Genomic DNA, 26,755 nt, shown 5'->3' on the forward strand with positions numbered 1-26,755 from the left:
TCCGCTACTCGCTTTCGCCGCCCCTGGGAGCCCTCGATGACGCCCGATGACAAGCACCTGCAGCCTCGGAGAACGCCCCGGCAGATCCGCGCCGAGCTGACCCGGGCGCGCATCCTGGCCGCGGCTGCTCACGTTTTCGCCGAGCTCGGGTACGCCGCGGGCACCACCAACCGCATCGCCGAGCGCGCCCAGGTGTCGATCGGCTCGCTGTACCAGTACTTCCCCGGCAAGGACGCGATCCTGGTCGCGCTGGTCACCGACCACCTGGCCCGGGAGACGCCGGACCTCGACGAGATCGCCGCGGGGCCGCTGGCCGACGGCGTCCGCGCCATGGTCCACGCCGCCGTCCGCAACCACGACGACGATCCGGAGCTACTGAGCGTGATGATGCAACAGGCGATCCGCTGGCCGGAGGTGATGCCGCTGATGGCCGACCAGCAGCGCCGCCGCGCCGAGGAGGTGCGGGCGTTCCTGGACCGGCATCCGGAGGTCGACGTCGCCGACACGAACACCGCCGCGCACCTGGTGGTGACCACGGTCGGGGTGGTCGCCCACTGGCTGACCGCGGCGCCCGCGGCCCTCGACCCGAGGTCGCTGGAGGACGAGATGACCGCGATGCTGACCGGCTACCTCACCGGCCGCTGACGGTCCGGGCGACCCGGAAGCCGACGTCCTCGATCCGCAGGTCAGGATGGCTGCGGCGGCGCACCGAGGCGCGGCAGCTCCACTTCTCGTCGAACCAGCCGCCGCCGCGCAGCACCCGGTACTCTCCGTAGACCTCGGCGTCGTAGACGTCCCAGCACCAGTCCCAGACGTTGCCGAGCAGGTCGTGGAAGCCCCACGCGTTCGGCTCGCGGGTGCCGACCTCGTGCGGCCGTTCCCCGGAGTTTCCGCGATGCCAGGCGATGTCGTCGAGCTCGCCGTACCGCGGCCCCGCGGTCCCGGCCCGGCACGCGTTCTCCCATTCCGCCTCGGTCGGCAGCCGATATCCGTCCGCCTCCCGATCCCATTCCCCGTCCGAATAGACCGGCGCCAGACCCTCCTTCAAGGATCGCGCGTTGCAATAGCGCACGGCGTCCCACCAGGACACACTTTCGACCGGCAGCCGTTCGCCGCGCACGCTCGCCGGCCATTCCCCCATGACGTCCGCGTATTCGGCCTGGGTCACCGGAAATGCCCCGAGAAGATAAGAGCCGAAATCAACTTCCCAGGCGATTTGCGTACGGCGATCCGTCAGCCGCACCCGGCCCGCGGGCACCGTGATCATCTCTTCCCCGTCTCTCCACCCACCATTTGTGGCGTAGGTAACACAGCACGATAGGCTGCCCGGACTCATCGACGGATCGGGGTGTGATGGAACCGCGGCTGGTACTGCTCGATCTGGACGGCACGCTCCACGAGCACGGCGTGGCGGTGCCCGGCGCGGCCCGGGCCGTGGTCGAGCTGCGGCGGGCCGGGCACACCGTCCGGGTGTTCACCAACACCGACTCGCTCTCCGAGGCCGGCCTGGTCGACCGGATCCGCCGCTCCGGCATCCCGGTCGCGGCCGGCGAGGTCTTCAGCCCGGTCGTCGCCGCGAAGCGCCTGCTCCCACCGGACGCCCGCCCGCTGATCCTGGCCGACCCGGCGGTCCGCGACGACCTGGCCGGCCACGCCCGCCCGGCCACCCCGGCCGAGGCCACCCATGTGGTGATCGCCGACTGCCGCCGGACCCTCGACTACCGCTCCCTGGACGCGGCCTTCCAAGCGGTGCAGGCCGGCGCCGAGCTGCTGGCCCTGCAGCACGGCCGCTACTTCCGCGCGGCCGACGGCAACCACCTGGACACCGGCGCGATCGTCGCCGCCATCGAGTTCGCCACCGGCAAACAGTCCCGCATCCTCGGCAAACCCAGCCCGGACTTCCTCCGCCTGGCCGCCCACGACGCCCCGGGCGAGGTGTGGGTGGTCGGCGACGACCGCACCACCGACATCCTGATGGCCAACACCGCCGGCGCCACGTCCGTCCAGGTCCGCACCGGCAAACATGCCGACCAGCAGAACGCCGACGACCTGCCGCACCCCACCCACACCATCGACTCGATCGCGGACCTGCCGTCCCTCTTCTAGTCCGGGAGGGCGGCGGTCAGGTCGATCTCGATGAGCTGGCCGGTGTAGCCCAGCGACGCGACGCCGAGCAGGGTGCTCGCGGTGGTGAAGGCGGGCGCCAGCGGCGAGGCGTTGAGCTGGTTCCAGACCGCGGACAGGACGTGGCTGTCCGGGCTGACCACGTAGATGATCGAGCGGACCACGTCGGACGGGGACGCGCCGGCCGCGGTGAGCACCGCGAGGCAGTTGGTGATCACCTGGGCGGTCTGGGCCGCGTGGTCGCCGGGCTCGCCGACGACGTGGCCGGCGAGGTCGAGCGGGCACTGGCCGGCCAGGTGGGCGAGCCGCCCGGCCGACGAGATCGTCACGTGGTGGTAGCCGGCGGTCTCGTGGACGGTGTCCGGGCTGAACCTGGTGATCATCGGTCGAGGGCTCCTGGGTCGAAACGCGGCAGCGGCCAGCCCGGGTCGGGACGGAAGCCGGTGTGCGTATCGTCGAACGGGAACTCGGCGTTGTCGATCGATTTGGTCAGCCGCTCGCCCTCGGCCCGGATCCGCGCGGCGGCCTCCTCGCCGAAGTAGAGCGGGTGCCCGATGAACTCGGCGAACTCGTCGGTGTCCTTCCACTCCCACCGCCGGTCCGGCGTCGCCACGATGTCGAGCACCAGGTCGGTGGTCTCGACCCCGTCGGGCTGACGTTCGTACGGCTTCTCCAGGTTGACGTACCACCCGGAGAACTCGCCGGCGGTGAAGAACCACCACACCGAGTGCTCAGCGCCGGGCGGCATCAGGATCAGCACGGAGTTGCCCTGCCAGGTGTGGACCTTGAGTTTCGGGTCGGTCATCCGGTCCGGGCTGACGTCGTGCGTGGTCCGGCCGTCCACGTCGACCAGCCGGGCGAACTCACCGCCCTCGGGCGCCCACAGCAGCAGGCCCTCGTCGTCGTCCCGCACGACGCGCATCGGCTGCGCCCAGGTCCGCCACGGCCCCCGCCGGTATCGCCGGACGACGATCTGCCCCGTCTCGAATCGCATCGCCGCAGACTACAACGGACACTTCACCCCACCGGCCCACGCCGGCGGCGCGCCACAGCGACGACGAGCGGCGGTGCCAGTCAGGTCGACGGCGAGCTGCGGCGCGCGGCGGCGGTCAGTGGCAGCCGGTGAGCAGGGTGTCGCTCAGCTCGCACTGGTAGGGCTGCCCCTCCGGGCTGCCCTCGAGGCGGTTGGTCAGGTAGACCATGACCAGGTCGCGCTCCGGGTCGGCCCAGCCCAGGCAGGCGTTGGAGCCGTTGTGCCCGAACGCGCGCCGGCTGCTGAGCCGCCCCATCGGCCGCGCCCGGCCCGGGTCGTTCTCGTTGCCGCCCAGCTGGAAGCCCTCCGACCAGCGGATCCGGTTGCCGAGCACCTGGTCCACCTCGCCGCTGGTGGACGGGGTGCAGGCGCCGGCCACGCCGTCGGCGGAGAGCAGCCGGGTGCCGAGCAGGGCCTGATAGAAAACGGCCAGATCCCGGGCGGTGCTGGTGATCGTGGCGGCCGGGATGACAGCGTTGCGGGCGATCCCGCGGTTGGCCGCCCACTGCAGCGTGCGGGGGCCGCCGCTCGGCGCCCGGCGCAGCGGGACGCACCGGGGCGGGGCGTTCAGGTGGGTGTCGCGCAGGCCGAGGGGCTGCAGGATCAGCCGGTGCAGGGCCTCCCGCAGGGACATCCCGGTGACCCGCTGGACCAGCTCGCCGAGCAGGAATCCGTAGCTCAGGGTGTGGTAGGCGGGCCGCTGCCCGGGCGCATGGTGCGGGCGGGCGGCGGCGAGCGCGCGCACCGACCGGTTCCAGTCCGGGGCGAGGAGCGCGTCCCGGTAGATGCTCTTCACGTAAGGCAGTCCGGACCGGTGCTGGAGCACCTGCCGTACCGTAATCCGGTCTTTGTCGTTGTTCTCGAATTGCGGCCAGTAGGTGGCCAGCGGGGCGTCGAGCGACAGCAGACCCCGCTCGGCGAGTTGGTGCACGAGCACCGCGACCAGCGGTTTCCCGGCCGAGAAGAGCAGGAACGGCACGTCCCGGGGCACGCCGTAGGACCAGTCGAGCACGACCTCGCCGTGCCGCATCACCACGAGCTGGGCCGCCGCACCCCGCGCCGCGACCATTCTGATCATGGTCTGCACCGTGCCCGGCGTGATGTCCATCTCGTCGGCGGGCAGTTCGTTCCACGTCCGCCGGGTGTCTGATTCGATCGTCATGCTGCCTCCCACGCCGGAGGCTAGCGATCGTCGGAGCGCGTGCGTCGCACAACGCGTGAACCCGGCAACCCGAAAAACCTTTCCGGTACGCGCCGGAAAGGTTAACGGTTGTCAAATACATCGATGCAACCGGGCCGGTCCGGATCCGGTACGGTGTCCTTCGTGAACACCGGACCGGCCATCAGCCACGCACGGATCGGCGATCCGGTGGATCGCTGACCCCCGCTCGTTCGGCGCGCGGACCGCCGGAGCCAACGCTCCCCCAGGTTCCCGTCAGATCCGAACGACTTGCGAGGTCAACGACTTGCCAGCAACTTTCAACCACACCATCATCGCCGCGAAGGACCGCCGGGAGTCGGCGGAGTTCTACCGTTCGCTGATCGAGGCGGCCGAAGCCCCGTCGTGGGGGTTGTTCACCAATCTCCAGCTGAGTGACGGCGTGCTGCTGCAGTTCGCCGAGCCGCCGGTGGAGATCCAGATGCAGCACTACGCGTTCCTGCTCGACGACGAGCTGTTCGACCGGGCGTACGCGCGGTTGCTGGAGCGGGGCATCGAGCACTGGGCGGACCCGCAGATGCGCCGGGCCGGTGAGATCAACGACGAGCACGGTGGTCGCGGCGTCTACTTCAAGGACCCGGCCGGGCACGCCGTCGAGCTGATCACCCGGCCGTACATCTGAGTTCTGGACCCTCCGAACCGGCGCCGGGCGTCCACGTCGGCGGTCCACGCCGCACGGACACCCGGCGCCGCCGCGACGGTCCCGGCGTCCAGACCGCTGCCCCGCTGCCCGCTGCCCCGCTGCCCCGCTGCCCCGCCGGATGGTCACGGCTGCCGCCTGCTCGCTGATGGCTTGCCAGGCACCGCCCGCTGTCGGTCACGGCTGCGGCCGCCACTTGCGGGAGTTGCCGATTGCGGTTGCTTCGGGGGTACGCCGTGGGCGCGCTTAGCCGTCCGCGCAAGCCGCCGGCTGGCGTCCAGGGCTGTCCCAGCGCGATTGAGCAGCCCTCACCACCAGCCGAATCGAACGAGCTGGCGCCCACGGTCGTCAAAGGCCCGCGGAACAGCCGTAACCACCAGCCGACCTCCGCAGCCCGCGCCGCCCGGCCGACCAGGCCGTGCGGGCAGACCCCACCCTCCACCGGGGGCAGGCCGCCACCAGCCATTATCCCGGAATTCTCAAGATCACGCCGAGGGGCCTGTGGACAAGCCGCTGCTGTGGAAAACCTCAAACGATCACCAGAATTTGTTAGCGTCCGGAGTCCGAAGTAGAGGGGCTGGCGATGCGTATCACGGTGCTCGGCGGGTGCGGCGCCTGGCCGCTGCGCGGTGAGGCGTGCAGCGGGTTCCTGGTCGAGCTGGACGGTTTCCGGCTGGTCGTCGATGTGGGGTACGGGACGATGCCCCGCCTGCCCAGCCCCGACATCGACGCCGTGATCGTCAGTCACGGTCATCCGGACCACTGCGCCGACCTGAACCCGCTGCTCCGGGCCCGGGTGCTGCGTGCCGAGCCGGCGCCGCCGCTGCCGGTGTTCGCGCCGGGCGGTGCGCTGGACGCGGTGCTCGCGCTGGACCGGCCGGGGATGCTGGACAGCGGGCTCGATCTGCACGAGTTCGTGCCGGGTGACCGGTTCGAGGCGGGGCCGTTCCGGGTCGAGACGGCGCTGCTGCCGCACTGGGTGCCGAATGCGGGGCTGCGGATCAGCGCCGGCGGGCAGGTGCTGGCGTATACCGGGGATTGCGGGCCCAGCCCGGAGGTGGCCCGCCTGGCCCGGGACGCGGATGTCTTCCTGGCCGAGGCTTCCCATCTTGACGACGTACCGAAGGAGGCCGTTGGTTTTCTTTCCAGCGCGACCATTGCGGGCGGGGAGGCGGCGCAGGCCGCGGCCGGTCATCTCGTGCTGACGCACCTCTTCGCGGAGACTCCGCCGGAGGAGGCGGCCGAGGCCGCGCGCAGCCGCTTCGACGGGGAGGTCACCGTCGCCCGCTCCGGCCTGGTCCTGCGCCTCTGACCCGGCCGCCCAGCACAAGCCGGGCCCCGACACCAGCCCGGCCCGGCCCGGCGGGAGCACAGCCCGGCGGGAGCACAGCCCGGCGGGAGCACAGCCCGGCGGGAGCACAGCCGGGGCTGGCGGCGGCGCGGCCCAGCAGGAGCGCGGCAGCAACCCAGCCCGGGGTCAGCGGCTGAAGAGGGCGCGCCAGCGGGACAGCAGCACGCCCGAATTCGGGGACTCCAGTCGTTCGACGGACTCCTGACGCAGGCCCGAGGCAGCGAAGGCGTCGATCTCGGCGCGGGTCAGCGGCCACGGCGGCCCGTCGCCCGAGGAGTCGGTGACGGCGGCGGCGAGAACGAGGAGCGTTCCCCCGGCGGCGACGAACGTGCCCACCTCGGCGATCGCGCGGGCGCGGATCTCCGCCGGCAGAGCCTGAACGTTGTTGCTCTCCAGCACGAAGTCGTAGCCCCGCCGCCACTCCGCCGGCGGCTCCAGCAGATCGGCCACCCGATAGTCGACCGCCGACCGGGGATGCCGCGACCGAGCCAGCGCAATCGCCGTCCCAGAGATATCAAAAGCGGTCACCGCATACCCCAGCCCCGCGAGGTGTTCAGCATCCCGCCCGTTGCCGCACCCGACCACCAGCGCCCGCTGCCCGTCCCCACCCGCAAGCGCGAACTCCCGCAGGTTCACGCTGGCCGAGGGCACGTCCCACGGCACGGTGGCCCGCCCGTCCCGCGCCTCGGCATAGAGCCGCTCGAACCACCCCGTCGCATCCCCGTCCGCCAGCGACTCCGCCGCGAGCCGCCGGACATCACCGATCCTCGGGTCGGCGGCCATCAGCGCGGCACGACCCGCCGAAGTTCCCGGAGTGCCTGCCGCCGCACGTCCCCGACCAGGGTGTCGATGTAGAGGCGCCCGTCCAGATGGTCCGTCTCGTGCTGCAGCGCCCGCGCCAGGAAGCCCGTCCCCGCGATCACCACCGGCTCACCGTGCTGATCGAAGCCGCGCGCGGTGACCGACATCGCCCGCTTCGTCGAGTAGCCGAGCCCGGGCAGCGAGAGGCAGGCCTCGTCGTCCTCCTGCTCCCCGTCGAAGTCGGACAGCACCGGGTTGATCAGATGCCCGACCTGCCCGGCCACGTTGTAGGAGAACACCCGCAGCCCGATCCCGATCTGCGGCCCGGCAACCCCGGCCCGCCCCGGCTCCCGGACGGTGTCCTCCAGGTCCCGGACGATCTCGCGCAGGCTGGCGTCAAAATCGGTCACCGGGTCGGAGGGCGTGCGCAGGACCGGGTCACCGTAGAGCCGAATCGGCCGTACTGTCATGCCCGAAATCCTATCCAGCCGTTACCGGATCAGGCCGCGAGGGCCGCGGGAACGGCGAAATCGCGGGCCGGAGAAAGCTGGGCGAGGTGGAGCCCGTCGAAGCTGATGGCACTCAGCCCGGCCGCCGCCGGCCGGTCGATGATCGTGATGGTGGCCACGTCGCGGTGGATCCGGTGGCCCGGGTCGGCGACCGCCGACAGCAGCCGCTGCCACTTGCGCACGTGCGTCGCGAACGAGGACCGCCGCACCTGGCGCCGGCGCGCCTCCTGCCCGGCCAGCGCCTCCCGCGGATCAACATCGAGAAGCAGCAGATGCGTACGCCGATCCGCCCGCCGCGCCGCCCCGACGATCAGCCGGGTCGCCCAGTCCCGAGTCCCCGACTCGTGCACCACGACCGATTCGGTCCCTCGCAGCGCCCGGTACAACCGCACGAAGTGCGCCACGTGCACGACCGGCCGCCAGTACTTGTACGGAATCGCCCCGAGATACGGACTCCACTCGACCCGGGCCTGCTCGGAGTCGAGGAGCCGCACCCCCGGCCGCGGAAAGAGCCGCTTGAGCAGCGTCGTCTTCCCCGCTCCGGGCACCCCGGCCACCACGAGCAGCGCACCGGCCGGATAGTTGAGCTCCGGAACGCGGCGCCCGCGGAGGTCCTGGCCGACGGCCATGGTCGTTTCCTCTCCCGCCGGGGCAGGAGACCGGATCCCCGATGACATCCCGAGACCTCGGCCCCTGTCCGCGGCAACTCACGTCACCAACAGGGCCGAAGGTCTGGTCCGCCTCGGGAAACCCCGAGGCCCGGGCGTCGGGGGCCGGAGGGCCCCAGGATGTCGAACGACCGGCGGGAGGACTACTCCCCTTCAGCGCGAAAGAATACCGTCACGCCGCAAGCAGGGCCGTCCGGTCGCGCAGCAGCATGTTCTTGAGCTTGATCAGCGACCGCCGGGTCTGGCTCTTGACCACGGTGATCGGCACGTCGAGCTCGGCGGCGACCTGTTCGACGCTCTGGTCGGCGAAGTACCGCAGCACCACGATCTTCCGGTCCCGGGCGGGGAGCCGGCGCAGCGCGCCGAGCATGGTGATCCGCAGGTCGAGGTCCATCGAGTACTCGGGTTCACGCAGCTCGCCCGGGGTCGACTCGGTGGAGCTGCGGCGGCGCCGATGGTCGACGTACGTCCGGAACAGGACCTTCTGGGCGTACGCCGGAAGGTTGTCGCTGTCCGCGGCCCGGTCCCAGCTCAGGAAGAGCTTGGTCAGGGTGGTCTGGGTCAGGTCCTGGGCGAGGTGCCAATCGCGGCACAGCTGGAACGCGCTGCTGTGCAGTCGCTGTCTGGTGTCGTTCGCGAACGTCGCGAACTCCTCCGAAACCGGCGAGATAGTGAGCATGACCTGGGTGTCGCCTTCTCTGGGGCCCACGGTGGCAGGGGATGTCACTGTGGACCGTGTCCGGGAAACGCGTGCGTCAAGGTACGCGCTCATCCCCCGATCGTGGGGGCGGACGTTGAGAGTGGCACGCAATAGGTAGAGAACGCTCGGAAGCCACTATGCGGAAGCTGTGACCGGTCCCGCGAGCGCCGCCCGCAGCGGTCCGGCCTTCGCGGCGGCCTCGGCGACCTCGGCCTCCGGGTCGCTGTCGGCGGTGATCCCGCCGCCGGCCCAGGCGTGCACGCGGGCGCCGTCGACGGCCACCGTGCGGATGCTCAGCCCCAGGTCGACGTGGTCGTGCCCGATCCAGCCGAGGGCGCCCATGCTGACCCCGCGGCCGACCGGTTCGAGTGCGGCGATCTGCGCCAGCGCGGCGATCTTGGGCGCCCCGGTGACGCTCCCGCCGGGACAGACCGCCCGCAGCAGCTCGGCCAGACCCACGTCGCCGGACAGCGGCGCCGAAACCACCGATTCCGCCTGCCAAAGACCACACCATTGGCGTACGGCGAACAGCTCCTCCACCCGCACCGGCCCGGTCCCGGGCAGCCGGGCGAGGTCGTTGCGCTCCAGGTCGACGATCATCACGTGCTCGGCGCGTTCCTTGGCCGAGGCGAGCAGCTCCCGGCGGCCCTCGGCGGTGGCCGGCCGGGTCCCCTTGATCGGCCGGGTGAGGACCCGCCCGTCGCGCACCTCGACGAGGGTCTCCGGCGACGCGGTGGCGATCGCCCAGGAGCCGTCCGGGGCGGCGAGGACCCCGCCGTACCGCGCGCCGGGCAGGGCGGCGACGCGGTTCAGCGCCGCGGCCGGATCTCCGGCGTACGGCGCGGACGCGTGCCCCACCACATTGACCTGATAGACGTCGCCCCGCCCGATCGCGTCCCGGACCCGCTGCACCGCCTGCGCGTGCTGTTCAGGACTCCAGCTCGCCGCCCACGTCCCGAGTTCCCAGTCACCGGTTGAACCGGTGGTGACCTGCGGGGCGTGTACCCAGATGACGGCGTGGACGTCGGGGACGGAGGGGACCGGCGAGGGTGCGCCGGGCGTGGCGTTGATCATCACTGATCCGGCATCAGCCGACACGTAGAGCGACGCTCCGCAAATAGTGCCATGGCCGTTAGTCCTATTTTTGTCATCCGTTCGGCCGAGGTTTCGCACCGGCAGTCCGCTGTCGGCCAGGAACCCGGTCAGAAGCTCAGCAGGGTCACCGGAATCACCCTGTCGCCACGAAAACGAACGTAACGCATGGTGACGGGCACGGCAGGCGGTGGGAGCCGCCGGAGGAGCACCGGAGGGAGGTACCGGAGAGTGGTCGGCAGGCCCCCGGACGTGGACCATCGGAAGCGCGGAATCGTGGCCCGACGCCGTCACTCGGTTGAACCGTTGTCGTTCGATGTGAGGTAACGTTCGGCCTCGACTTTGTGAACCTTCACACAGCCCCCTACCGGAGAAAACCCGCGATGTGCCATCACCTGAACCAATGCCCTCCAGCCGACGCGATCGACCGGGAGGCCGCCCGTACCGTGGCGACCTTCTGCGAGCAGGGCTGGAGCCTGCTGTGCAACGGTGTCATCGTTTTCGAGGACACCGGTGAGCTCCTGCCGGACGGCACCACGATCGAACCGCACCGAGGTCCGGCCCGGCACGCACTCGCCGCTTAGTTACTGAGGGTAACGATACGGCCGCCCGGTTTTGGCGGAAGTTTCGCAGCCCGAAGCCCCCCAGCGGGCTCCTCTCATGAGGAGGCCCGACCACCCGACATCCGTGGACTTCTCGGTTGAGACAGACCGGCGGCCGGCGGGCAAAGACGGCGCAGGCCGCGATCCGATGAAGAACCGCGACCTGCGCATCAAATCGTAGGGTCAGCTCTCGAAGGCCTCCGGCGAGGGGCACGAGCAGACCAGGTTCCGGTCCCCGTACGCCCCGTCGATACGGCGCACCGGCGGCCAGTACTTCGCGGTCCGGTCGACGCCCTTCGGGAAGCCGGCGACCGAGCGCGGGTAGGGGTGCTCCCACTCGTCCGCGGTCACCGCCGACGCGGTGTGCGGCGCGTTGGCCAGCGGATTGTCGTCCTTGGGCCAGACGCCCGCGGCGACCTGATCGATCTCCGCCTTGATCGCGATCAGGGCGTCGCAGAACCGGTCCAGCTCGGCCAGGTCCTCGCTCTCGGTCGGCTCCACCATCAGTGTGCCGGCCACCGGGAACGACATGGTCGGCGCGTGGAAGCCGTAGTCGATCAGCCGCTTCGCGACGTCGTCGACGGAGACGCCGGTGGCCTTGGTGATCGGCCGCAGGTCGAGGATGCACTCGTGCGCGACCAGGCCGTGCTCCCCCGCGTAGAGCACCGGGTAGTGCTCGCGCAGCCGGGCCGCCACGTAGTTCGCGGCCAGCACCGCGGTCGCGGTGGCCTGGGCCAGGCCGTCCGGGCCCATCATCCGCACGTACGCCCAGGAGATCGGCAGGATGCCGGCCGAGCCGTGCGCCGCCGCCGAGACGGCGTGGTGGTCGCCCTGCTCGAGCGGGTTGCCGGGCAGGAAGTCGGCGAGGTGCGCGCGGACCGCGACCGGGCCGACGCCGGGACCGCCGCCGCCGTGCGGGATGCAGAACGTCTTGTGCAGGTTCAGGTGCGACACGTCCGCCCCGAACTTGCCCGGCTTGGCGTAGCCGACCAGCGCGTTCAGGTTCGCGCCGTCGACGTACACCTGACCACCGGCCGCATGTACCTTCTCGCACAGCTCGGCGATCGAGGTCTCGTAGACGCCGTGCGTGGACGGGTAGGTCACCATGATCGCCGAGAGCGAGCCGGCGTGCTTCTCGATCTTGGCGGCCAGGTCGGTGAGGTCGACGTTGCCGTTCTCGTCGCAGGCCACCACGACCACCCGCATGCCGGCCATCACGGCGCTGGCCGCGTTGGTGCCGTGCGCGGACGACGGGATCAGGCAGACGTCGCGGTGCGTCTCGCCGCGCGAGCGGTGGTAGCCACGGATCGCGAGCAGGCCGGCCAGCTCACCCTGGGAGCCGGCGTTCGGCTGGACGCTGACCGCGTCGTAGCCGGTGATCTCGGCGAGCCAGCCCTCCAGCTGGGCGACCAGTTCCTCGTACCCCCGGGTCTGGTCGGACGGGGCGAACGGGTGGATGTTCGCGAACTCGGGCCAGGTGACCGCCTCCATCTCGGTGGTGGCGTTCAGCTTCATCGTGCACGAGCCCAGCGGGATCATGCCGCGGTCCAGCGCGTAGTCGCGGTCCGAGAGCCGGCGCAGGTAGCGCAGCATGCTGGTCTCGGAGTGGTGCGTGTTGAAGACCGGGTGGTGCAGGTAGTCGCTGGTCCGGGCGAGCGGCTTGGCGCCGCACTCGGCCGGCTCGGCGACGGTCGCGCCGAACGCGGCCAGCACCGCCGCGACGTGCGCCGCGGTGGTGGTCTCGTCGGCCGCGATCGACACCCGGTCCGCGTCGACCAGGCGCAGGTCGACGCCGGACTCGGCGGCGGCCGCCACGATCGCCTCGGCGCGCCCGGGGACGACCGCCGTGATCGTGTCGAAGAACGCCTGGTGGGCGACCTGGACGCCGGCCGCCGCGAGGCTGCCGGACAGGGTCAGGGCGTGGCCGTGGACCCGCTTGGCGATCGCGCGCAGCCCGGCCGGGCCGTGGTAGACCGCGTACATCCCGGCCATCACGGCGAGCAGGACCTGGGCGGTGCAGATGTTGCTGGTCGCCTTCTCCCGGCGGATGTGCTGCTCGCGGGTCTGCAGGGCGAGCCGGTACGCCGGCGCCCCGTCCGCGTCCTTGGAGACGCCGACCAGGCGCCCGGGCAGCGAGCGCTCCAGCCCGGCCCGGACGGCCAGGTAACCCGCGTGCGGGCCGCCGAAGCCGAGCGGCACGCCGAAGCGCTGGGTGGTGCCGGCCGCGATGTCCGCGCCGATCTCGCCCGGGGCCCGCAGCAGGGTCAGCGCGAGCAGGTCGGCGGCGACCGTGACCAGGGCGCCCTTGGCGTGCGCGGCCTCGACCAGGGCGGCGTGGTCGCGGACCGCGCCGGACGCGCCCGGGTACTGCAGGTGCAGGCCGAAGAACTCGGCCGGCAGCTCGTCGCCGGCGTCCAGGTCGACCAGCTTGACGTCGATGCCGAGCGGCTCGGCCCGGGTGCGCAGCACGGCGAGCGTCTGCGGGAACGTGTCGGCGTCCACGACGTACGTCGAAGACTTGGTCTTGGAAGCCCGGCGGGCCAGCGTCATCGCCTCGGCGACCGCCGTCGCCTCGTCCAGCATCGACGCGTTCGCGGTGGTCAGCCCGGTCAGGTCGGTGACCATGGTCTGGAAGTTGAGCAGCGCCTCCAGGCGGCCCTGGCTGATCTCCGGCTGGTACGGCGTGTACGCCGTGTACCAGGCCGGGCTCTCCAGCACGTTCCGCTTGATCACCGCGGGCGTGTGGGTGCCGTAGTAGCCCAGGCCGATCATCGGGGTGGCGACGACGTTGCGGCCGGCGATCGCGCGCAGCTCGGCGATCGTCTCCTCCTCGGAGGCGCCGGCCGGCAGATCCAGCTCGCCCCGGAACCGGATCGACGACGGGATCGCCGCGTTCATCAGGTCGCCGAGCGACTCGTACCCGACGGCCTTGAGCATCTCGGTCTGCTCGTCAGCCTGCGGACCGATGTGGCGGTGGGTGAATGACGACGTCATGGGCGACTCCCGGGCTTGAGAAGGCTGACAAAGCCCTCCCCCTCTGTCATACCCACAAACGGGGACTTCAGAGTCGCCTGCCCGCGCAGTTCGGGTGCCTGTAGAGATTCCGGGGAGGAGTTGCCCCTTCGGCGCCCGTGCTCGTCGATGTGTCGAGACCCGGGTCTCTCCCACGCGGCTGGCAACCAACCTACCAGTGGACATGACCAAGATCGGTACTCCTAGGGTGGAGCTGTGACCTACACCCCTGCCGTTGATCGCTACGAGTCCATGACGTACCGCCGCACCGGTCGCAGCGGACTCAAACTGCCCGCCATCTCCCTGGGCCTCTGGCACAACTTCGGTGACACCCGCCCGGCCGACCGCCAGCGGGACATCGTGCGCCGCGCCTTCGACCTCGGGGTCACCCACTTCGACCTGGCCAACAACTACGGCCCGCCGCCCGGCAGCGCGGAGACCAACTTCGGCCGGATCCTGGCCGCCGACTTCAAGAGCCACCGCGACGAGATGATCATCTCCAGCAAGGCCGGCTACACCATGTGGGACGGCCCCTACGGCGACTTCGGCTCGCGGAAATACCTGGTCAGCTCGCTGGACCAGTCGCTGCAGCGGCTCGGCCTCGACTACGTGGACGTCTTCTACCACCACCGGCCGGACCCGGAGACCCCGCTGGAGGAGACGATGGGGGCGCTCGACCACATCGTGCGCTCCGGCAAGGCCCTCTACGTCGGCCTGAGCAACTACAAGGCCGAGCAGACCGCGAAGGCCGCCGCGATCCTGCGCGAGCTGGGCACGCCGCTGCTGATCCACCAGCCGTCCTACTCGATCCTGAACCGCTGGACCGAGCACGACAACCTGCTGGACACGCTGGAGGAGGCGGGCGCCGGCTGCATCGCGTTCAGCCCGCTGCAGCAGGGCCTGCTCACCGACCGGTACCTGGACGGCATCCCGGACGACTCGCGGATCCGGACCAGCGTCTTCCTCAACGAGAGCTCGCTCGACGCGAAGACCCTCGGCCGGCTGCACGCGCTCAACGACATCGCCAAGCGGCGCGGTCAGTCCCTGGCCCAGCTCGCGCTGGCCTGGGCGCTGCGCGACCCCCGGATGACCAGCCTGATCATCGGCGCGTCCAGCGTCCAGCAGCTGGAGAACAACATCGCCGCCCTGAACAACCCCGAGCTGTCCGCCGCCGACCTGAGCGACATCGACGGCACCGTCCTCGATCTCTAAGATCAAGATCAACCCAATTGTTTGGTACGGCGTAATTGCCGCGCACGCCCGGGCCGGTCTTCGTTACCGTCCCGGGCATGACGGAGCTGATCGAGAAGCACACGATCCTGGCTGTCGTGGTCGGCTCCCGCGCCTACGGGCTGGACGGGCCGGAAAGCGACTATGACCGGCGCGGGGTCTACGCGGCCCCGACCCGGGACTTCTGGCGCCTCGACAAGCCGCCCACCCACCTGGACGGGCCCGCCGAGGAGCAGTTCTCCTGGGAGGTCGAGCGGTTCTGCACCCTGGCGCTGCAGGCCAACCCGACCGTTCTGGAAGTGCTCTGGTCCCCGCTGATCGAGTCGAGCACGGTCGACGGCGAGGAACTGCTCGCCGCCCGCACCGCGTTCCTGTCCCGGCGGGTCGCCGAGACCTACGGGAACTACGCGCGCGACCAGCTCGACAAGGTCGCGTCCCGGCGCGCCCGGACCGGGGAGATCAACCACAAGCAGGCCATGCACATGATCCGGCTGCTGATGGCCGGCGCGCACGTGCTGCGGACCGGCGAGATCCTGGTCGACGTGCGGCACCTGCGGGACCGGCTGCTCGCCGTCCGGCAGGGCTCGGTCGCCTGGGACGACGTGGCCGCGTGGGCCGCCGAGCTCCTCGCCGACCTGGGCACGGCCGCCGCCGGGACCCGGCTGCCCGAGCATCCGGACCGCGACCTGGTCGACCGGCTGCTGGCCGGCGTCCGGGAACGAGGACTGTCCCGGTGAACGGGGCTCACGACGTACCCAAGGGGAGAGAATGACCATCGCAGTGCCGGAGTGGGCGGCGGACGTCGCCCGGCAGCTTCCCTATCCCTTGGTCTTCTGCACCGTGAGCGGCGCCCACCTGTACGGCTTCGCCTCGATCGACTCCGACCTCGACCTGCGCGCCGCGCACGTGCTCCCGGCCGTCGAGGTCGTCGGGCTGCACACCGGCCCGGCCACGCTGCAGCGCGCCGGCGTCCGCGACGGCGTCGAGCTGGACGTCGTCTCGCACGACCTGCTGAAGTTCGCCAAGCTGCTGAACAGCCGCAACGGCTACGTCCTGGAGCAACTGCTGTCCCCGCTCGTGGTCGTCACGTCGCCGCTGCACGCCGCGCTGGTCGACCTGACGCCCGGGCTGATCACCAGCAATCACGCCTATCACTACCTGGGGTTCTCGCACAGCCAGGAGAAGCTGTACGCGAAGACCGGCGAGCTGAAGCCGGCGCTGTACACGCTGCGGGTCCTGCTGACCGGCATCCACCTGATGAGAACCGGTCAGCTGGAGACCGATCTGGGGGTGCTGGGCACGTCGCTGCCCTACGTCCCGGACCTGATCGCCGCCAAGCGCGACGCCGAACACGGCCCGTTCCCACCGGACGTCGCCGCCCGCCTGGCCGACGACATCCCCCGCCTGCGCGCCGACCTGGAGACCGCCCGCGACAACTCCCCGCTGCCGAACCACCCGTCGGCGACCGCGGTCGCCACCCTCCACGACCTGATCGTCACCACCCGCCTCGGTCAGCCGTAGAACCAGACGATCATGCGCACGTTGTCGCCGCCGTGCTTCCCGGCCAGCGCCCGCATGCCGTCGAGCCGGTGCCGCAGCTCCGGGAGGTCGTCGAGGATCTCCCGGGGCACGGCCCGCTCGGCCCGCCAGACGACGTCGCCGTCGCGCCACTCGGCGCCCTCGGCCGGGTCGGCGTCCGGCGGCGTCCATCCGCCCTTGCCCACCCGCACCAGCCGGCCTGCGGTGACCCGATAGCGCGACAGCCACGCGTTCACGACCGGCGCCGGCCGGTCCCAGTCGATCCGGTCCAGCTCCGCCCAGGTCACCCAGCTGTGCTCGTAGTGGTCGTCGAACCGATGGGCCGCCGCGAGCACGTCCGCCCCGGCATCGCCGGGAATTCCGCGCGCCGGGGCCACCGGCACGAACCCGGCGACGTTGCGGACCCCGAACAGCAACCCGAACGCCTCGTAGCTCCGCGGAATCCCACCCACATCGAGATCAGCGTCCGCCCACGGCGTCCCCGGCCCACCCGGCCGCACCTGCACCCGCCCGTCCATATCGGTTCCCATGGCGACCCTTCCTAGGCGAAGTCGGCGTACGCGAGGTGGGTGGCGCAGTGGCGGCACCGGAACAGGTAGGCCGTGCCGTCGCCGTCCCGGCGCAAGGCGTTGAGGAGGGCCTCGGCCACCTCGGCCGGCCAGCCGTAATAGCCGGTCAGGTGGGCCCGCACCGACTCCCGGGCGTCCGGGAGCGACGCCAGCTCGGCCGCGCCGACCGGGCCGTGGAACTCGGCGGCGTCGCCGCAGTGGGCCAGCCAGCGTTCCTGTTGCCGCCCGGTGAAGCCCGGCGTGCGCCGCAGCACGACCTCGGCCACCTCGGCCGGGAGCTCCGCCGGCACGTCGGTGAACGTGGCGTCGAACCGCGCCGCCGCGCTGCCGTCGGCGATGCACCACGGACACAGCTCGCTGTCCAGCTCCTCCTCGGCGAACACCGGCCCGGCGTAGGTCAGAGGCCGCTCCCGGCCGCAGCAGAGGCAGTCGACCGGCTCCCGCGTGACGGCGCCGGTGGCGATCGGATCCGGGTGGTAGACGAACTCGGGCAGGTCCATGGCCGCGATCATGCCCGCTCGAGTTGGTCGAGGGCCCAGGCCGCCCACTCGCGCTGGGCCTCGGCCTGGCGGACGCCGAGCTCGATGGCGAGCCGGCCGAACCGGAGGCGGCCGCGCGGGTGGCGGCGGTCGGTGTCGGCCAGGTCGGCCATCGCGCGCAGCTCGACGGCGAGTTCGTCGGCCTCGGCGAGCTGGCTCTGGACGACCGCCCGGGCCTCGGCCGGCTCCAGCGCGGAGATCAGGCACAGCCGCAGGATCTGCTCGTCGCGGACCGCGCGCGGCTTGGGCGGCGACAGCAGCCACCCACGCAGGGCGTCCCGCCCCGAAGCGGTGATCGCGTACGTCCGCCGCCCCCGCGCGCCCTCCTCGGCGACCTCGATCAGCCCGTCCTCGGCCAGCCGGGCCAGCTCTGGGTAGATGTGGCTCTGCCGGGCGGTCCAGGCGAACCGCTGCAACGACTTCTCGAACCGGGCGGTCAGCGCATATCCGCTGGCCGGGCCGTCCTCCAACAGTCCGAGGACCGCGAAACGTAACGACATCCGAGAATTCTCCCATGCCCACGCCTACATTTGTATAGGTACAGTTGTAGGCATGGACGTACTCATCGTCGGCGCCGGCCCGACCGGGCTCACCCTCGCCTGTGACCTCGCCCGTCAGGGCGTCGACTTCCGCATCGTGGCGCGCGAGCCGCGGCCCGCGCCGGGCTCCCGCGGGTTCAGCCTCAAGCCGCTGTCGCTGGCCGCCCTGGATGACCTCGGCGCCGCCCCGGCGATCACCGCGGCCGGCTCCGTCGAGCGCCGCACCCGGTTCCACCTGGGCACCCGCCTGCTGTTCCGCGGGGATGTGCCGCCGGACGTGGCGACGGCCGAGAATCCGTACCCGAATCTGATCGCCCTCCCGCAGTGGCGGACCGAGGCGATCCTGCGGGAGCGGCTCGCCGAGCTGGGCCGGGCGGTCGAGTTCGGGGTGGAGGTGACCGGCGTCGACGGCGAGCGCGTCACGCTGGCGACCGGGGAGGCGATCACCGCGCGGTTCGTGGTCGGCGCGGACGGCGGGCACAGCGTGGTCCGCAAGGCGATGGGCGTCGCGTTCACCGGTCACTCCGGGGAGCAGAGCGCGGTGGTCGCCGACGTCCGGCTCGACGGGCTCGACCCGGCCGACGGGGTGCACCTGTGGCTGGATCCCGGCGCCGGCATGCTGGCCGCCCGGCCGCAGGGGGCCGGGCTGTGGCAGATCGTCGCGTCCGGCGTCGAGGCCGATCCGGACGTGCTGCGGGCGGCGTTCCGGACCCGCAGCGGCCGGCCGGACCTGCGGATCACCGAGGTGGAGTGGATCTCCCGGTGGCGGTACAACGTGCGGATGGCGTCGCGGTTCCGGGCCGGGAACCGGTTCGTGGCCGGGGACGCCGCGCACGTGCACAGCCCGTTCGGCGGGCACGGGATGAACACCGGCATCCAGGACGCGTACAACCTGGGGTGGAAGCTGGGCATGGTCCTGCGCGGCGAGGCGACGGGCGCGCTGCTGGACACGTACGAGATCGAAAGAATGCCGGTGGCCCGCAGCATCCTCGCGGACAGTGACCGGCGGATGTCCGGGATGTTGGGCTCGCGCCTCGCGCGCCCCCTGCTCGGGCCGCTGATGAAGGCCGGTATGGCCCGGCAGTCGCGGAGGAATCGCCGGGATCATCCGGCGTACCCGGAGGGGCCGCTGATCACCGCGGGTGGCGGTCATCCCGCCCCGGACGGCCGCCTGCCGACCGGCGCCCGGCTGTTCGACCTGTTCCGCGGCTCGCACTTCACGGTGCTCGGCCCGGCCCCGGTGCCGGGCCTGGACCTGGGATTCGTCCGCCAGGTCCAGGTCACCGGGCCGTTCCGGGTGGTCCGCCCGGACGGCTACCTCGCCCTGGTCGCGCCCGGGCCGCAGCCGGTGCTCGACTACTTCGCCCGGGTCCGCGCCCCGGCCCTGGTCTAGGGCCTGCGGCCGATCCAGACATAGCGGGTGGCCCGGACCGCGAGATCGTCGCGGTCCGCGGCATTCTCGGCGTACGCCGTCAACGCCGCCAGCTCGTCCGCGGTGAGCCGCCCCGCCAGCCGCTCCGCGCTGCGCCCCAGGGTGACCTGCGCATACCGCACCGCGGTGGCGTCCAGCGGCCCGGCCAGCTCGATGTCGAACTGCCGCTCCCCGGCCAGGGTGAACCCGGCCGCCGTCAACCGGGCGCCCCAGTCCACACCCATGTGCAGGCCGCCCTCGAGGCGCATCCTGGCCAGCTCGTCGTGGGCCCGCTGCTCGACCGCGACCCCGGCCGGATCGGTGAGGAACCGCGGGAACCCGTCGATCTCGGTGATCATGAAGACGCCGCCCGGCCGGAGCACCTCGAAGACCTGGCCGAGGGTGCGCGCCGGGTCGGCCAGGTGGTGCATCGACGCGGACGCCCACACCAGGTCGGCCGGGCCGAGCGCGGGCCAGTCGCCGTCCAGGTCGGCCCGGACCGTACTGATCCGGTCGCCGAACCCCGCCTCGTCGGCCCGCCGCCGCAGGTGGGCGAGCATCTCCTCGTCCATGTCGACCGCGGTCAGCGTGGCGGCGGGCAGGTGCCGGGCCAGCGCGATGGTCCCGGTCCCGGTGCCGGCGCCCAGGTCGACGATGCGCGGGGTGGCCGGGACGAGCGAGCCGGCCCAGCCGATCACCTCGCGGTAGTAGTCCCGCAGGACCTCGGCGTCCAGGTCGAGCATCTGCGCCAGCCCGTCCCCGTGCCCCTGCTGCTGCTGGTGACCGTGGCCGTGCTGGTGGTGGCCGTGCTGGTGACCGTGTTCGTGTGCCATGCCACGACCGTACCCTCGTCTTGCGTCTCTGACATACCATCTTGCGTATGACGCAAGACGGCGAGTTGGACGCCCTGGTCCGGCAGCGGATCCGCGGCCTGCGGGTCGCCCGCGGCTGGACCCTCGACGAGCTGGCCGCCCGCGCCTACCTGACCCCGTCCACGCTGAGCCGCATCGAGACCGGGCACCGCCGGATCGCGCTGGACCAGCTCGCCCCGATCGCCCGGGCCCTCGGCACCTCCCTCGACCAGCTGGTCGAGTCCGGCCGCGACGAGGACGTGGTGATCCGCCCGCACCACGACGACGCGCGCGGCATGACCACCTGGCTGCTCAGCCGGGAGGGCACGCCGGCCGGGATGACCGTCGCGAAGCTCCGCGTCGACCGGGCCGTCCCCACCGACCTGCGGGTGCATCCGGGGCGGGACTGGTTCGTCGTGCTCTCCGGGACGATCGTCCTGCGGCTCGCCGACCGGACCATCGTCGTGACGACGGGCGAGGCCGCCGAGTTCTCCACGATGGTCCCGCACGCGTTCGGCTCGGCGGGCGGACCGGCCGAGATCCTGTGCATCCTCGACCACGACGGCGAGCGCTCCCACCTGGGCCCCGGCACCGTGTGATCAAGTCCGCACGAGGACGAGCGCTCCCACCTGGGCCCCGGCACACGTGATCAAGTCCGCACGAGGGCGAACGTTCTCACCTGGCTCCCGGCACCGTGTGATCAAGTCCGCACGAGGGCGAACGTTCTCACCTGGCTCCCGGCACCGTGTGATCAAGTCCGCACGTCGGCAACGCGACACCGGCCAGGGCGTGCGCGCCCGCCGGGCGGCGGGTTCAATCGATGAATCATGGACTATTACCTGCTGGCCGGGGACGCCATCCTGGTCGAGGAATTCGCCTACGGCGAGGACCACGTGACCGTGGGCCTGGCCGGCGCGATGTGGGCGGCCGGGGACGCCGGGTGGCGCGGCACCGGGTCGTTCGGGAGATTCCTGCGTACGGACGAGGACCTCCTCGCCATGATCACCCCGATCCGCCGGGACCGCGCCGCGCGGGTGTTCCGGCAGCTCGACGGCGGCGCCCTGCCCAGCGAGCTGGAACTGCGCTCCCGCTTCGGCGACTGGGTCCGGTTCACCAACGCGGCCCCGCTGCGGCTGGTCGAGGACGAGGCGCCCCGCGGGTTCAGCGAGAAGCGGGTCTACCGCGTGCTGTTCGCCAAGGAGCCCCGGGCCGCGGGGCTGGCCGAACTGAGCGCGGTCTGGGCCGGCAGCACCCCGGGCGGCCTGCCGGCCGGCGAGGGCCGCGCGGGCGACCACCGGTTCACCTGGAACCTGCGCCGGATCGGCCTCGGCATCGCCTGGGGCCTGGACGTCACGATGCTGCTGGGCAACGGCCCGGACGGCGCGAGCCCCGACGTGGCCGGCGCGGTGCTGCGCAAACTCACCGCCGACGTCCGCGACCGCGGCCTGATCCCGGTCACCACCGAACGCTTCGCCTGACCGCCCGCGCCGGCCCGCCGCCGGGCCGCACGCGGTAGCCGCTCACGGCTGGGGACGACGAGACCCATCGGAGGCGTCGCCGCTCACGGCCGGGGACGCGCGCACCCCATCGGCGGCGTCGCCGTTCAGGACTGAGGGCCGAGCACCCCGCCGGCCACCCCGGCGCCCGGCTCCTTCAGCTCGACGAAGATCCCGTGCGTCGGGGAGTCCCCCACGTTGTGCCCGGAGTGCTCCTGCGCGCCCACCCACCGCACGACACCGGCCGGCATCTCCACGTCGACGGCCCGGTCACCGTCGCTGACCCGCCGGCGGAACGCGCTGAGCGTGACCATCACGGTGTCCGGATGGCGATGCGGATGAGTCCGGTCGCCGGGAAGATCCCGATATTCGAGGACCCGGACCCGATCGTTCTCGAACACGACGGAATACAGCTCAGGGTCGGTAACGGTCGGATCGTGGCTGCTCGTCATGGCTCCTCCACGCGCTCCAGGTTTCGTGGGACTACGATACCATGATGGCGATGCCGATCCCATATGAGTCCACCGGCCGGACGAGTCAGAAGTCCCGCACCCGCCAGGCCCTGATCGACGCCACCCGCGAGCTCCTCACCGAGGGCCAGACCCCGCGGGTGGAGGACTCCGCCGCGCACAGCGGCATCTCCCGCACCACGGCGTATCGGTACTTTCCGAACCAGCGCGCCCTGCTCCTCGCCGCCCAGCCGCGACTCCAGCCGGACACCCTGCTCGACGAGACCGCGCCGGCCGAGCCCCGGGCCCGCCTGGCCGCGTTCATGGTCGCGTTCACCCACTACAACCTGAGCTACGAGCCGCAGCTGCGGTCGGCGCTGCGGCTGTCACTGGACGACCCGGCCGAGGAGGACCGGCCGCTGCTGCGCCGCGGCCGGGCGATCGGGTGGATCGAGGACGCGCTGGCCCCACTCGCGGCGACCCACCCCGGCGTCGACCGGCCGGAGCTGGCCGTCGCCATCCGCTCGGCGACCGGCATCGAGTCGCTCGTCTGGCTGCTCGACATCGCCGGCCGCACCCGGGAGCAGGCCGCCGCGACCGTGCACCGCACGGCACTGGCACTTCTGGACGCCGCCATGAACGAGAGCGCATGACGATCCGGAAATCACGATCGGAGAATTCCCGGAAAAGGTCACTCATGATGCGCCTGACCGGGCAGGATCGAATGTTTCCCGCGCCCCCGGAGCGAAGGCGCTTGCTTTTCGGTGGGGATGCCGGTTTAGGCTGGGCCCATGTCCGCGAGCGCCGCCCCCGTCGTCCACCTGGCCAGGCCGCACCGGCAGGTCGTGGTGGCCGGCACCCTTGCCGAATTGCGCGGGCCCACCTGCGGTCTGGTGGAGTTGCCGTTGCGCCTTTGGTGGCATCCGCACCGCGCGTTCGATCTCGGCCAGCGCACGATGCTGCTGTGGATGTATGAGAATGTGCTCCGCGAATCGATCCGGGTCGACGAGTTGCGGGCATTTATCGACGGCGCCACCCTGGTCCGGGTCTGGCCCGACCTGAATCTGCCGCGGGGCGTGCGCGCCGCGTGGGAGGCCCGCCATCCCCGGCTGCGCGTTCTGTTCGCCACGGCCGCATAAAAGAATGGGCGTCGACGACTTCTATCGGGACGTCGCGCGCATCGCACTCGCCGTCGCCGACAAGCACGGGTTCGTGCTGGGCGGCGGCGTGGCCTGGCTGGTGAACGGCCTGGTCGCCCGCCCCACCGAGGACATCGACCTGTTCACCGATCTGACCGACGGCGTGACCGCGGCGGCCGGTGAGGTCGCCGCGGCGCTCACCGAGGCCGGCTATCGGGTGGTCCGCGAGGAGGGCGACGAATTGTTCGCCGGAATGGACGCCGACCTCCAGGAATTCCTGGTCGCCGGCGAGGATCGGGCGCTTCGTCTCACCCTGTGCCGGCTGGACCGCAGCCGCGCGCCGGTGGTGATGGACCTCGGCCCGGTCATGCACCTCGACGACCTGGTCGCCACGAAGGTCGCCGCGCTGGTCAACCGGCGCGAGGTCCGCGACTACATCGACGTCGCGGCCGCCCTGGAGCGGTACCCGCTGGACCGGATCATGGAGCTGGCCCACGCCGCCGACCCGGCCATCGATCCGCGGGACATCGCCGACGCCGGCCGCTACCTGGACCGTCTGGACGATGTCCGCTTCACCCTGTACGGCCTGGATGCCGCAATGATCGCCCAGCTCAGAGATCGCCTGGCCGCCTGGCCCCGGGACTAGGCCGGGCCCGCTGAACAGGCTTAGTGTGTCCGGGTGCCCGCGAACACGTGGAACTTCCGTTCAGTACGTGACCTGCGCCGCGCCAGTCTCGACACGGGCGTGGAGGTCGACTTCGGCGCCGGGGTCCACCTGCTGCCGTCCTGGACCACCGCGCTCGACCTGCGCCCGCTCGTCCCGGCGGACGGCCCGGTCGACTGGACCGCGCTGGACCGGCTGCCCAAGCTGGTGAGCGTGTCCTGGTCCGGCCCGGACCGGGGCCTCACCGGCGTGCTCGCCGCCCAGCCCCGGATCCAGTACCTGGAGTGGTTCGACGCCCAGGGTGACCTGGACCTGCGGCAGTCGGCCGTGCTCCGGCTCTGGATCAACTGCGCCGGCCTCAGCGGCGTCCTGCTGCCGGAGTCGCTGGCGGTCCTGCTGGTGCAGAACCCCCGGGAGAACCTGCGGATCGAGACCCGCGACGACCGGCGGCGGCTGGCGCTGCACCTGGCGTTCGACGGCGCCGAGGCGATCATCCCGGCCGGGCTGCGGGCGACACCGGTGGTCCGGCTCGGTCTCGGCGGGGAGTTCTCGGTCAAGGCGCTCGAGTCGTTCACCGGCCTGCGCGACCTGACCTGCGAGTTCGAGGCGCCGCCGGGCCGCCTGATCGACCTGCCGCTGCTCGGGCAGCACCCGGGGCTGACCCGGTTGTGCCTGATCAACGCGTACGACCTGGACCCGATGACGATGCCGGACCTGCCCTGCCTGAGCACCGTCGAGCTGGTCGGCACCCGGGCCGAGATCGCGGCCCGCCTGGAGCTGCGGTTCCAGGGCCGGGAGCGGCCGCAGGTGTCGGCCCGCTACGCCCGGCCGTTCGGCGAGCCGGCCTGAGGCAGTGAGCGCCTGATCAGGGCCACCGCCGCCACGCACAGCACGCCCCCGCTGACCAGCGCGGCCGTTCCGGAGAACGCACCGGCGACCAGCCCGGCGCGCAGGTTGCCGAGGTCCGGGCCGGCCGAGCCGACGATCTGCTCGGCCGCCGCCACCCGCCCCAGCAGCGGCGATGGCGTGTGCAACTGGACGACGGTCGCCCGGGACACCACGGCCACGGTGTCCGCGGCGCCGGCCACGACCAGGCAGCCCAGGCCCAGCCACGGGTTCGGGACCAGCCCGAGGGCGGCCAGCGCGACGCCCCACACCGCCGCCCCGGCGAACATCACCGGGCCGGGACGCCCCAGCCGGGTGAACGTGCCGGACAGCACCGACGCGGTCACCCCGCCGACCGCGATCGCCGACAGGAACAGGCCCAGGGTGCGCGGGTCCCCGCCGAAGCGCTCCGCGTTGATCAGCGGGAACAGGCTGATCGGCATGGCCAGCAGGGTCGCCGCCAGGTCGGTGAGCAGCGCCGCCCGGACCGCCGCGTGCCCGGCGATGAAGCGCAGGCCCTCGCCCACCGCCCGGATCCCGGGCGCTCCCCCGGCCGATGGCATGGCCGGCAGGCCTATCGCGCCGTAGATCGCCAGTCCGAAGGTCAGCGCGTCGACCAGGTAGCACCCGCCCACCCCCAGCCAGGCCAGCACGAGGCCGCCGAGCGCCGGCCCGATCAGCATCGCCGCCTGGAACGAGATGTGGTTCAGCGCCAGCCCGGCCGCGAGGTCCCCGGCCGGCAGCAACCGGGGCAGGAACGTCCGGGCCGCCGGACCGGCCGCCGCGCCGAAGCACGCCTGCACCGCGAGCAGCAGCAACACCCCGGGCACCGGCAGGTGTCCGAGGAATCCCTGGACCGCGAGCAGCGCCGAGCAGACCGCCGCCCCGACCCGGGTGATCAGGTAGAGCCGGCGCCGCTCGGTCCGGTCCACCAGCGCCCCCGCGAACAGCCCGAACGCCACGATCGGCAGCGCCTGGGCCAGCCCCACCGCGCCGGTCCACGCGGTGCTGTGGGTCTGCTGCCAGACCTGGTACATCACCGCGACGCCGGTCATCTGGCTGCCGAACCCGGAGAGCGTGCCCCCGATCCAGAGCCGCCGGAACACCGGCGCGGTGCGCAGCGGACCGATGTCGATCAGCGCTCCCACGCGGGGTCCCCGGCCAGCTTGTCGGCGATCCGGTCGTGGAAGCTCCGGCGGCTCAGGACCGCCTCGATGTCCCGGACGACGCGGAGCATCCCGTACGGAATCTCCGCCTCGATCTCCGCGACGACGGCCTCGGTGGCCCGCCACTCCGCGGCGAGCCGCTCGACGACCCGCCGCGCCTTGTCGGTCAACTCGACGTTCTTCGCGCGGCCGTCCGGCCCCGGCGACGTCTGCACCCACCCGGCCGCCCGCATCGCGGACACCTTCTGGCTCAGCGCGGAGTGCGTCCGGCCCACCGCGGCGGCCAGCCGCGTGATCGTCACCGGACCCAGCGCATGCAGTTTTATCAATTCCTTGACCCAGGCCATCTTGAGCCCGTCGGTCGCCGCGTCCGCGTAGAGCCGGGCGATATCGGCATCCAGGGTGGCCTGCAGGTCCCACAGTGGACGCCAGACGGCGTGGTCGGTGGGATCGATGAAGTCACTCATCCCGGCATCGTAACAGCGCTTATATAAGCACTGTCACAATGCCGGAAGATTTGACATCTA

32 protein-coding genes and 1 riboswitch are annotated in these 26,755 nt (G+C 71.9%); of the genes, 15 read left to right on the top strand and 17 right to left on the bottom strand.

Annotated features, from left to right (window positions below):
• The first annotated feature begins 36 nt into the window (after positions 1-36).
• Positions 37-645, top strand: coding sequence for a TetR/AcrR family transcriptional regulator (locus L3i22_RS27575; RefSeq protein WP_221320441.1), 609 nt, complete (start codon positions 37-39; stop codon positions 643-645).
• On the opposite strand, the gene L3i22_RS27580 is transcribed toward L3i22_RS27575, so the two are convergent.
• A complete protein-coding gene (locus tag L3i22_RS27580) occupies positions 632-1,267 on the bottom strand; it encodes a formylglycine-generating enzyme family protein (protein ID WP_221320442.1) in 636 nt (211 codons plus the stop codon). The two genes, L3i22_RS27575 and L3i22_RS27580, sit on opposite strands and share 14 nt — an antisense overlap.
• Before the next feature lie 86 nt (positions 1,268-1,353).
• Between L3i22_RS27580 and L3i22_RS27585 the strand changes: the two genes are divergently transcribed.
• The gene (locus tag L3i22_RS27585) at positions 1,354-2,106 is read left to right on the top strand and encodes an HAD-IIA family hydrolase (protein ID WP_255657173.1); all 753 of its coding nucleotides are present in this window, start codon (positions 1,354-1,356) and stop codon (positions 2,104-2,106) included.
• On the opposite strand, the gene L3i22_RS27590 is transcribed toward L3i22_RS27585, so the two are convergent.
• From L3i22_RS27590 to L3i22_RS27600, 3 genes are all read right to left on the bottom strand, one after another.
• Positions 2,103-2,507: a RidA family protein gene (locus L3i22_RS27590; protein WP_221320444.1), complete on the bottom strand. Its 405-nt coding sequence runs from the start codon at positions 2,505-2,507 to the stop codon at positions 2,103-2,105. The two genes, L3i22_RS27585 and L3i22_RS27590, sit on opposite strands and share 4 nt — an antisense overlap.
• Positions 2,504-3,118: a DUF402 domain-containing protein gene (locus L3i22_RS27595; RefSeq protein ID WP_221320445.1), complete on the bottom strand. Its 615-nt coding sequence runs from the start codon at positions 3,116-3,118 to the stop codon at positions 2,504-2,506. Before L3i22_RS27595 ends, L3i22_RS27590 begins: the two co-directional genes overlap by 4 nt.
• Positions 3,119-3,233: 115 nt before the next feature.
• Positions 3,234-4,319 (bottom strand): serine hydrolase, encoded by a 1,086-nt coding sequence (locus tag L3i22_RS27600; protein WP_221320446.1) that lies wholly within the window; start codon positions 4,317-4,319, stop codon positions 3,234-3,236.
• A gap of 304 nt (positions 4,320-4,623) precedes the next feature.
• Here L3i22_RS27600 and L3i22_RS27605 point away from each other — a divergent pair, with 304 nt between their 5' ends.
• Positions 4,624-4,998: a VOC family protein gene (locus L3i22_RS27605; protein ID WP_221320447.1), complete on the top strand. Its 375-nt coding sequence runs from the start codon at positions 4,624-4,626 to the stop codon at positions 4,996-4,998.
• 601 nt (positions 4,999-5,599) lie between these two features.
• Positions 5,600-6,328: an MBL fold metallo-hydrolase gene (locus L3i22_RS27610; protein ID WP_221320448.1), complete on the top strand. Its 729-nt coding sequence runs from the start codon at positions 5,600-5,602 to the stop codon at positions 6,326-6,328.
• A 165-nt stretch (positions 6,329-6,493) separates the two neighbouring features.
• Here L3i22_RS27610 and L3i22_RS27615 read toward each other — a convergent pair whose 3' ends face one another.
• From L3i22_RS27615 to L3i22_RS27635, 5 genes are all read right to left on the bottom strand, one after another.
• Positions 6,494-7,150, bottom strand: a complete 657-nt coding sequence (locus L3i22_RS27615; RefSeq protein ID WP_221320449.1) for a bifunctional 2-polyprenyl-6-hydroxyphenol methylase/3-demethylubiquinol 3-O-methyltransferase UbiG — start codon at positions 7,148-7,150, stop codon at positions 6,494-6,496.
• Positions 7,150-7,638 (bottom strand): peptide deformylase, encoded by a 489-nt coding sequence (locus L3i22_RS27620; RefSeq protein ID WP_221320450.1) that lies wholly within the window; start codon positions 7,636-7,638, stop codon positions 7,150-7,152. Before L3i22_RS27620 ends, L3i22_RS27615 begins: the two co-directional genes overlap by 1 nt.
• 29 nt (positions 7,639-7,667) lie before the next feature.
• Positions 7,668-8,306, bottom strand: coding sequence for an AAA family ATPase (locus L3i22_RS27625; protein WP_221320451.1), 639 nt, complete (start codon positions 8,304-8,306; stop codon positions 7,668-7,670).
• Positions 8,307-8,517: 211 nt separating this feature from the next.
• A complete protein-coding gene (locus L3i22_RS27630; RefSeq protein ID WP_221320452.1) occupies positions 8,518-9,024 on the bottom strand; it encodes a SigE family RNA polymerase sigma factor in 507 nt (168 codons plus the stop codon).
• A gap of 156 nt (positions 9,025-9,180) precedes the next feature.
• On the bottom strand, positions 9,181-10,398 hold the full coding sequence (locus tag L3i22_RS27635) for a chorismate-binding protein (protein WP_221330184.1): 1,218 nt from the start codon (positions 10,396-10,398) through the stop codon (positions 9,181-9,183).
• Positions 10,399-10,520: 122 nt separating this feature from the next.
• On the opposite strand from L3i22_RS27635, the gene L3i22_RS27640 reads away from it, so the two are divergent.
• Positions 10,521-10,721, top strand: coding sequence for a DUF5999 family protein (locus tag L3i22_RS27640; RefSeq protein WP_221320453.1), 201 nt, complete (start codon positions 10,521-10,523; stop codon positions 10,719-10,721).
• A 201-nt stretch (positions 10,722-10,922) separates the two neighbouring features.
• Here the strand turns inward: L3i22_RS27640 and gcvP are convergent, their stop codons facing one another.
• The gene (gene gcvP / locus L3i22_RS27645) at positions 10,923-13,733 is read right to left on the bottom strand and encodes an aminomethyl-transferring glycine dehydrogenase (protein ID WP_221320454.1); all 2,811 of its coding nucleotides are present in this window, start codon (positions 13,731-13,733) and stop codon (positions 10,923-10,925) included.
• 76 nt (positions 13,734-13,809) lie between these two features.
• Positions 13,810-13,916, bottom strand: a riboswitch (glycine riboswitch).
• Between the two features lie 51 nt (positions 13,917-13,967).
• Here gcvP and mgrA point away from each other — a divergent pair.
• From mgrA to L3i22_RS27660, 3 genes are all read left to right on the top strand, one after another.
• Positions 13,968-14,963 carry an L-glyceraldehyde 3-phosphate reductase gene (mgrA, locus tag L3i22_RS27650; RefSeq protein WP_221320455.1) on the top strand — a complete coding sequence of 332 codons (996 nt, stop codon included), beginning with the start codon at positions 13,968-13,970 and terminating at the stop codon, positions 14,961-14,963.
• 77 nt (positions 14,964-15,040) lie between these two features.
• Entirely contained in the window at positions 15,041-15,718 is a 678-nt protein-coding gene (locus L3i22_RS27655) for a DNA polymerase beta superfamily protein (protein WP_221320456.1), read from the top strand.
• Positions 15,719-15,749: 31 nt separating this feature from the next.
• Positions 15,750-16,502: a DNA polymerase beta superfamily protein gene (locus L3i22_RS27660; protein WP_221320457.1), complete on the top strand. Its 753-nt coding sequence runs from the start codon at positions 15,750-15,752 to the stop codon at positions 16,500-16,502.
• Here L3i22_RS27660 and L3i22_RS27665 read toward each other — a convergent pair.
• The 3 genes from L3i22_RS27665 to L3i22_RS27675 are packed head-to-tail and all read right to left on the bottom strand — an operon-like array spanning position 16,493 to position 18,128.
• Positions 16,493-17,050: a hypothetical protein gene (locus tag L3i22_RS27665; RefSeq protein ID WP_221320458.1), complete on the bottom strand. Its 558-nt coding sequence runs from the start codon at positions 17,048-17,050 to the stop codon at positions 16,493-16,495. The genes L3i22_RS27660 and L3i22_RS27665 overlap by 10 nt on opposite strands.
• A gap of 11 nt (positions 17,051-17,061) precedes the next feature.
• Complete coding sequence (locus L3i22_RS27670; RefSeq protein WP_255657175.1) at positions 17,062-17,589, bottom strand: CbrC family protein; 528 nt, start codon at positions 17,587-17,589, stop codon at positions 17,062-17,064.
• Between the two features lie 8 nt (positions 17,590-17,597).
• Positions 17,598-18,128: a PadR family transcriptional regulator gene (locus tag L3i22_RS27675; protein WP_221320460.1), complete on the bottom strand. Its 531-nt coding sequence runs from the start codon at positions 18,126-18,128 to the stop codon at positions 17,598-17,600.
• A 52-nt stretch (positions 18,129-18,180) separates the two neighbouring features.
• Here L3i22_RS27675 and L3i22_RS27680 point away from each other — a divergent pair, with 52 nt between their 5' ends.
• Positions 18,181-19,560, top strand: coding sequence for an FAD-dependent monooxygenase (locus L3i22_RS27680; protein ID WP_221320461.1), 1,380 nt, complete (start codon positions 18,181-18,183; stop codon positions 19,558-19,560).
• On the opposite strand, the gene L3i22_RS27685 is transcribed toward L3i22_RS27680, so the two are convergent.
• Positions 19,557-20,411, bottom strand: coding sequence for a class I SAM-dependent methyltransferase (locus L3i22_RS27685; RefSeq protein ID WP_221320462.1), 855 nt, complete (start codon positions 20,409-20,411; stop codon positions 19,557-19,559). The two genes, L3i22_RS27680 and L3i22_RS27685, sit on opposite strands and share 4 nt — an antisense overlap.
• A gap of 47 nt (positions 20,412-20,458) precedes the next feature.
• Here L3i22_RS27685 and L3i22_RS27690 point away from each other — a divergent pair, with 47 nt between their 5' ends.
• Both L3i22_RS27690 and L3i22_RS27695 read left to right on the top strand, forming a co-directional pair.
• Positions 20,459-21,028 (top strand): helix-turn-helix domain-containing protein, encoded by a 570-nt coding sequence (locus tag L3i22_RS27690; RefSeq protein WP_221320463.1) that lies wholly within the window; start codon positions 20,459-20,461, stop codon positions 21,026-21,028.
• Between the two features lie 228 nt (positions 21,029-21,256).
• Positions 21,257-21,907, top strand: coding sequence for a hypothetical protein (locus tag L3i22_RS27695; protein ID WP_221320464.1), 651 nt, complete (start codon positions 21,257-21,259; stop codon positions 21,905-21,907).
• A 125-nt stretch (positions 21,908-22,032) separates the two neighbouring features.
• Here L3i22_RS27695 and L3i22_RS27700 read toward each other — a convergent pair whose 3' ends face one another.
• Positions 22,033-22,377 carry a cytoplasmic protein gene (locus tag L3i22_RS27700; RefSeq protein ID WP_221320465.1) on the bottom strand — a complete coding sequence of 115 codons (345 nt, stop codon included), beginning with the start codon at positions 22,375-22,377 and terminating at the stop codon, positions 22,033-22,035.
• Positions 22,378-22,427: 50 nt separating this feature from the next.
• On the opposite strand from L3i22_RS27700, the gene L3i22_RS27705 reads away from it, so the two are divergent.
• From L3i22_RS27705 to L3i22_RS27720, 4 genes are all read left to right on the top strand, one after another.
• Positions 22,428-23,027: a TetR/AcrR family transcriptional regulator gene (locus L3i22_RS27705; protein ID WP_221320466.1), complete on the top strand. Its 600-nt coding sequence runs from the start codon at positions 22,428-22,430 to the stop codon at positions 23,025-23,027.
• A 138-nt stretch (positions 23,028-23,165) separates the two neighbouring features.
• Positions 23,166-23,513, top strand: a complete 348-nt coding sequence (locus L3i22_RS27710) for a hypothetical protein (RefSeq protein ID WP_221320467.1) — start codon at positions 23,166-23,168, stop codon at positions 23,511-23,513.
• A gap of 4 nt (positions 23,514-23,517) precedes the next feature.
• Positions 23,518-24,159: a nucleotidyl transferase AbiEii/AbiGii toxin family protein gene (locus L3i22_RS27715; RefSeq protein WP_221320468.1), complete on the top strand. Its 642-nt coding sequence runs from the start codon at positions 23,518-23,520 to the stop codon at positions 24,157-24,159.
• Positions 24,160-24,192: 33 nt separating this feature from the next.
• Positions 24,193-25,026, top strand: coding sequence for a hypothetical protein (locus L3i22_RS27720; protein WP_221320469.1), 834 nt, complete (start codon positions 24,193-24,195; stop codon positions 25,024-25,026).
• On the opposite strand, the gene L3i22_RS27725 is transcribed toward L3i22_RS27720, so the two are convergent.
• Both L3i22_RS27725 and L3i22_RS27730 read right to left on the bottom strand, forming a co-directional pair.
• Positions 24,996-26,210: an MFS transporter gene (locus L3i22_RS27725; RefSeq protein WP_221320470.1), complete on the bottom strand. Its 1,215-nt coding sequence runs from the start codon at positions 26,208-26,210 to the stop codon at positions 24,996-24,998. The genes L3i22_RS27720 and L3i22_RS27725 overlap by 31 nt on opposite strands.
• On the bottom strand, positions 26,198-26,695 hold the full coding sequence (locus tag L3i22_RS27730) for a MarR family winged helix-turn-helix transcriptional regulator (RefSeq protein ID WP_221320471.1): 498 nt from the start codon (positions 26,693-26,695) through the stop codon (positions 26,198-26,200). Before L3i22_RS27730 ends, L3i22_RS27725 begins: the two co-directional genes overlap by 13 nt.
• Between the last annotated feature and the right edge of the window lie 60 nt (positions 26,696-26,755).

Origin of the sequence: Actinoplanes sp. L3-i22, assembly GCF_019704555.1 — a bacterium.
GTDB lineage: Bacteria > Actinomycetota > Actinomycetes > Mycobacteriales > Micromonosporaceae > Actinoplanes.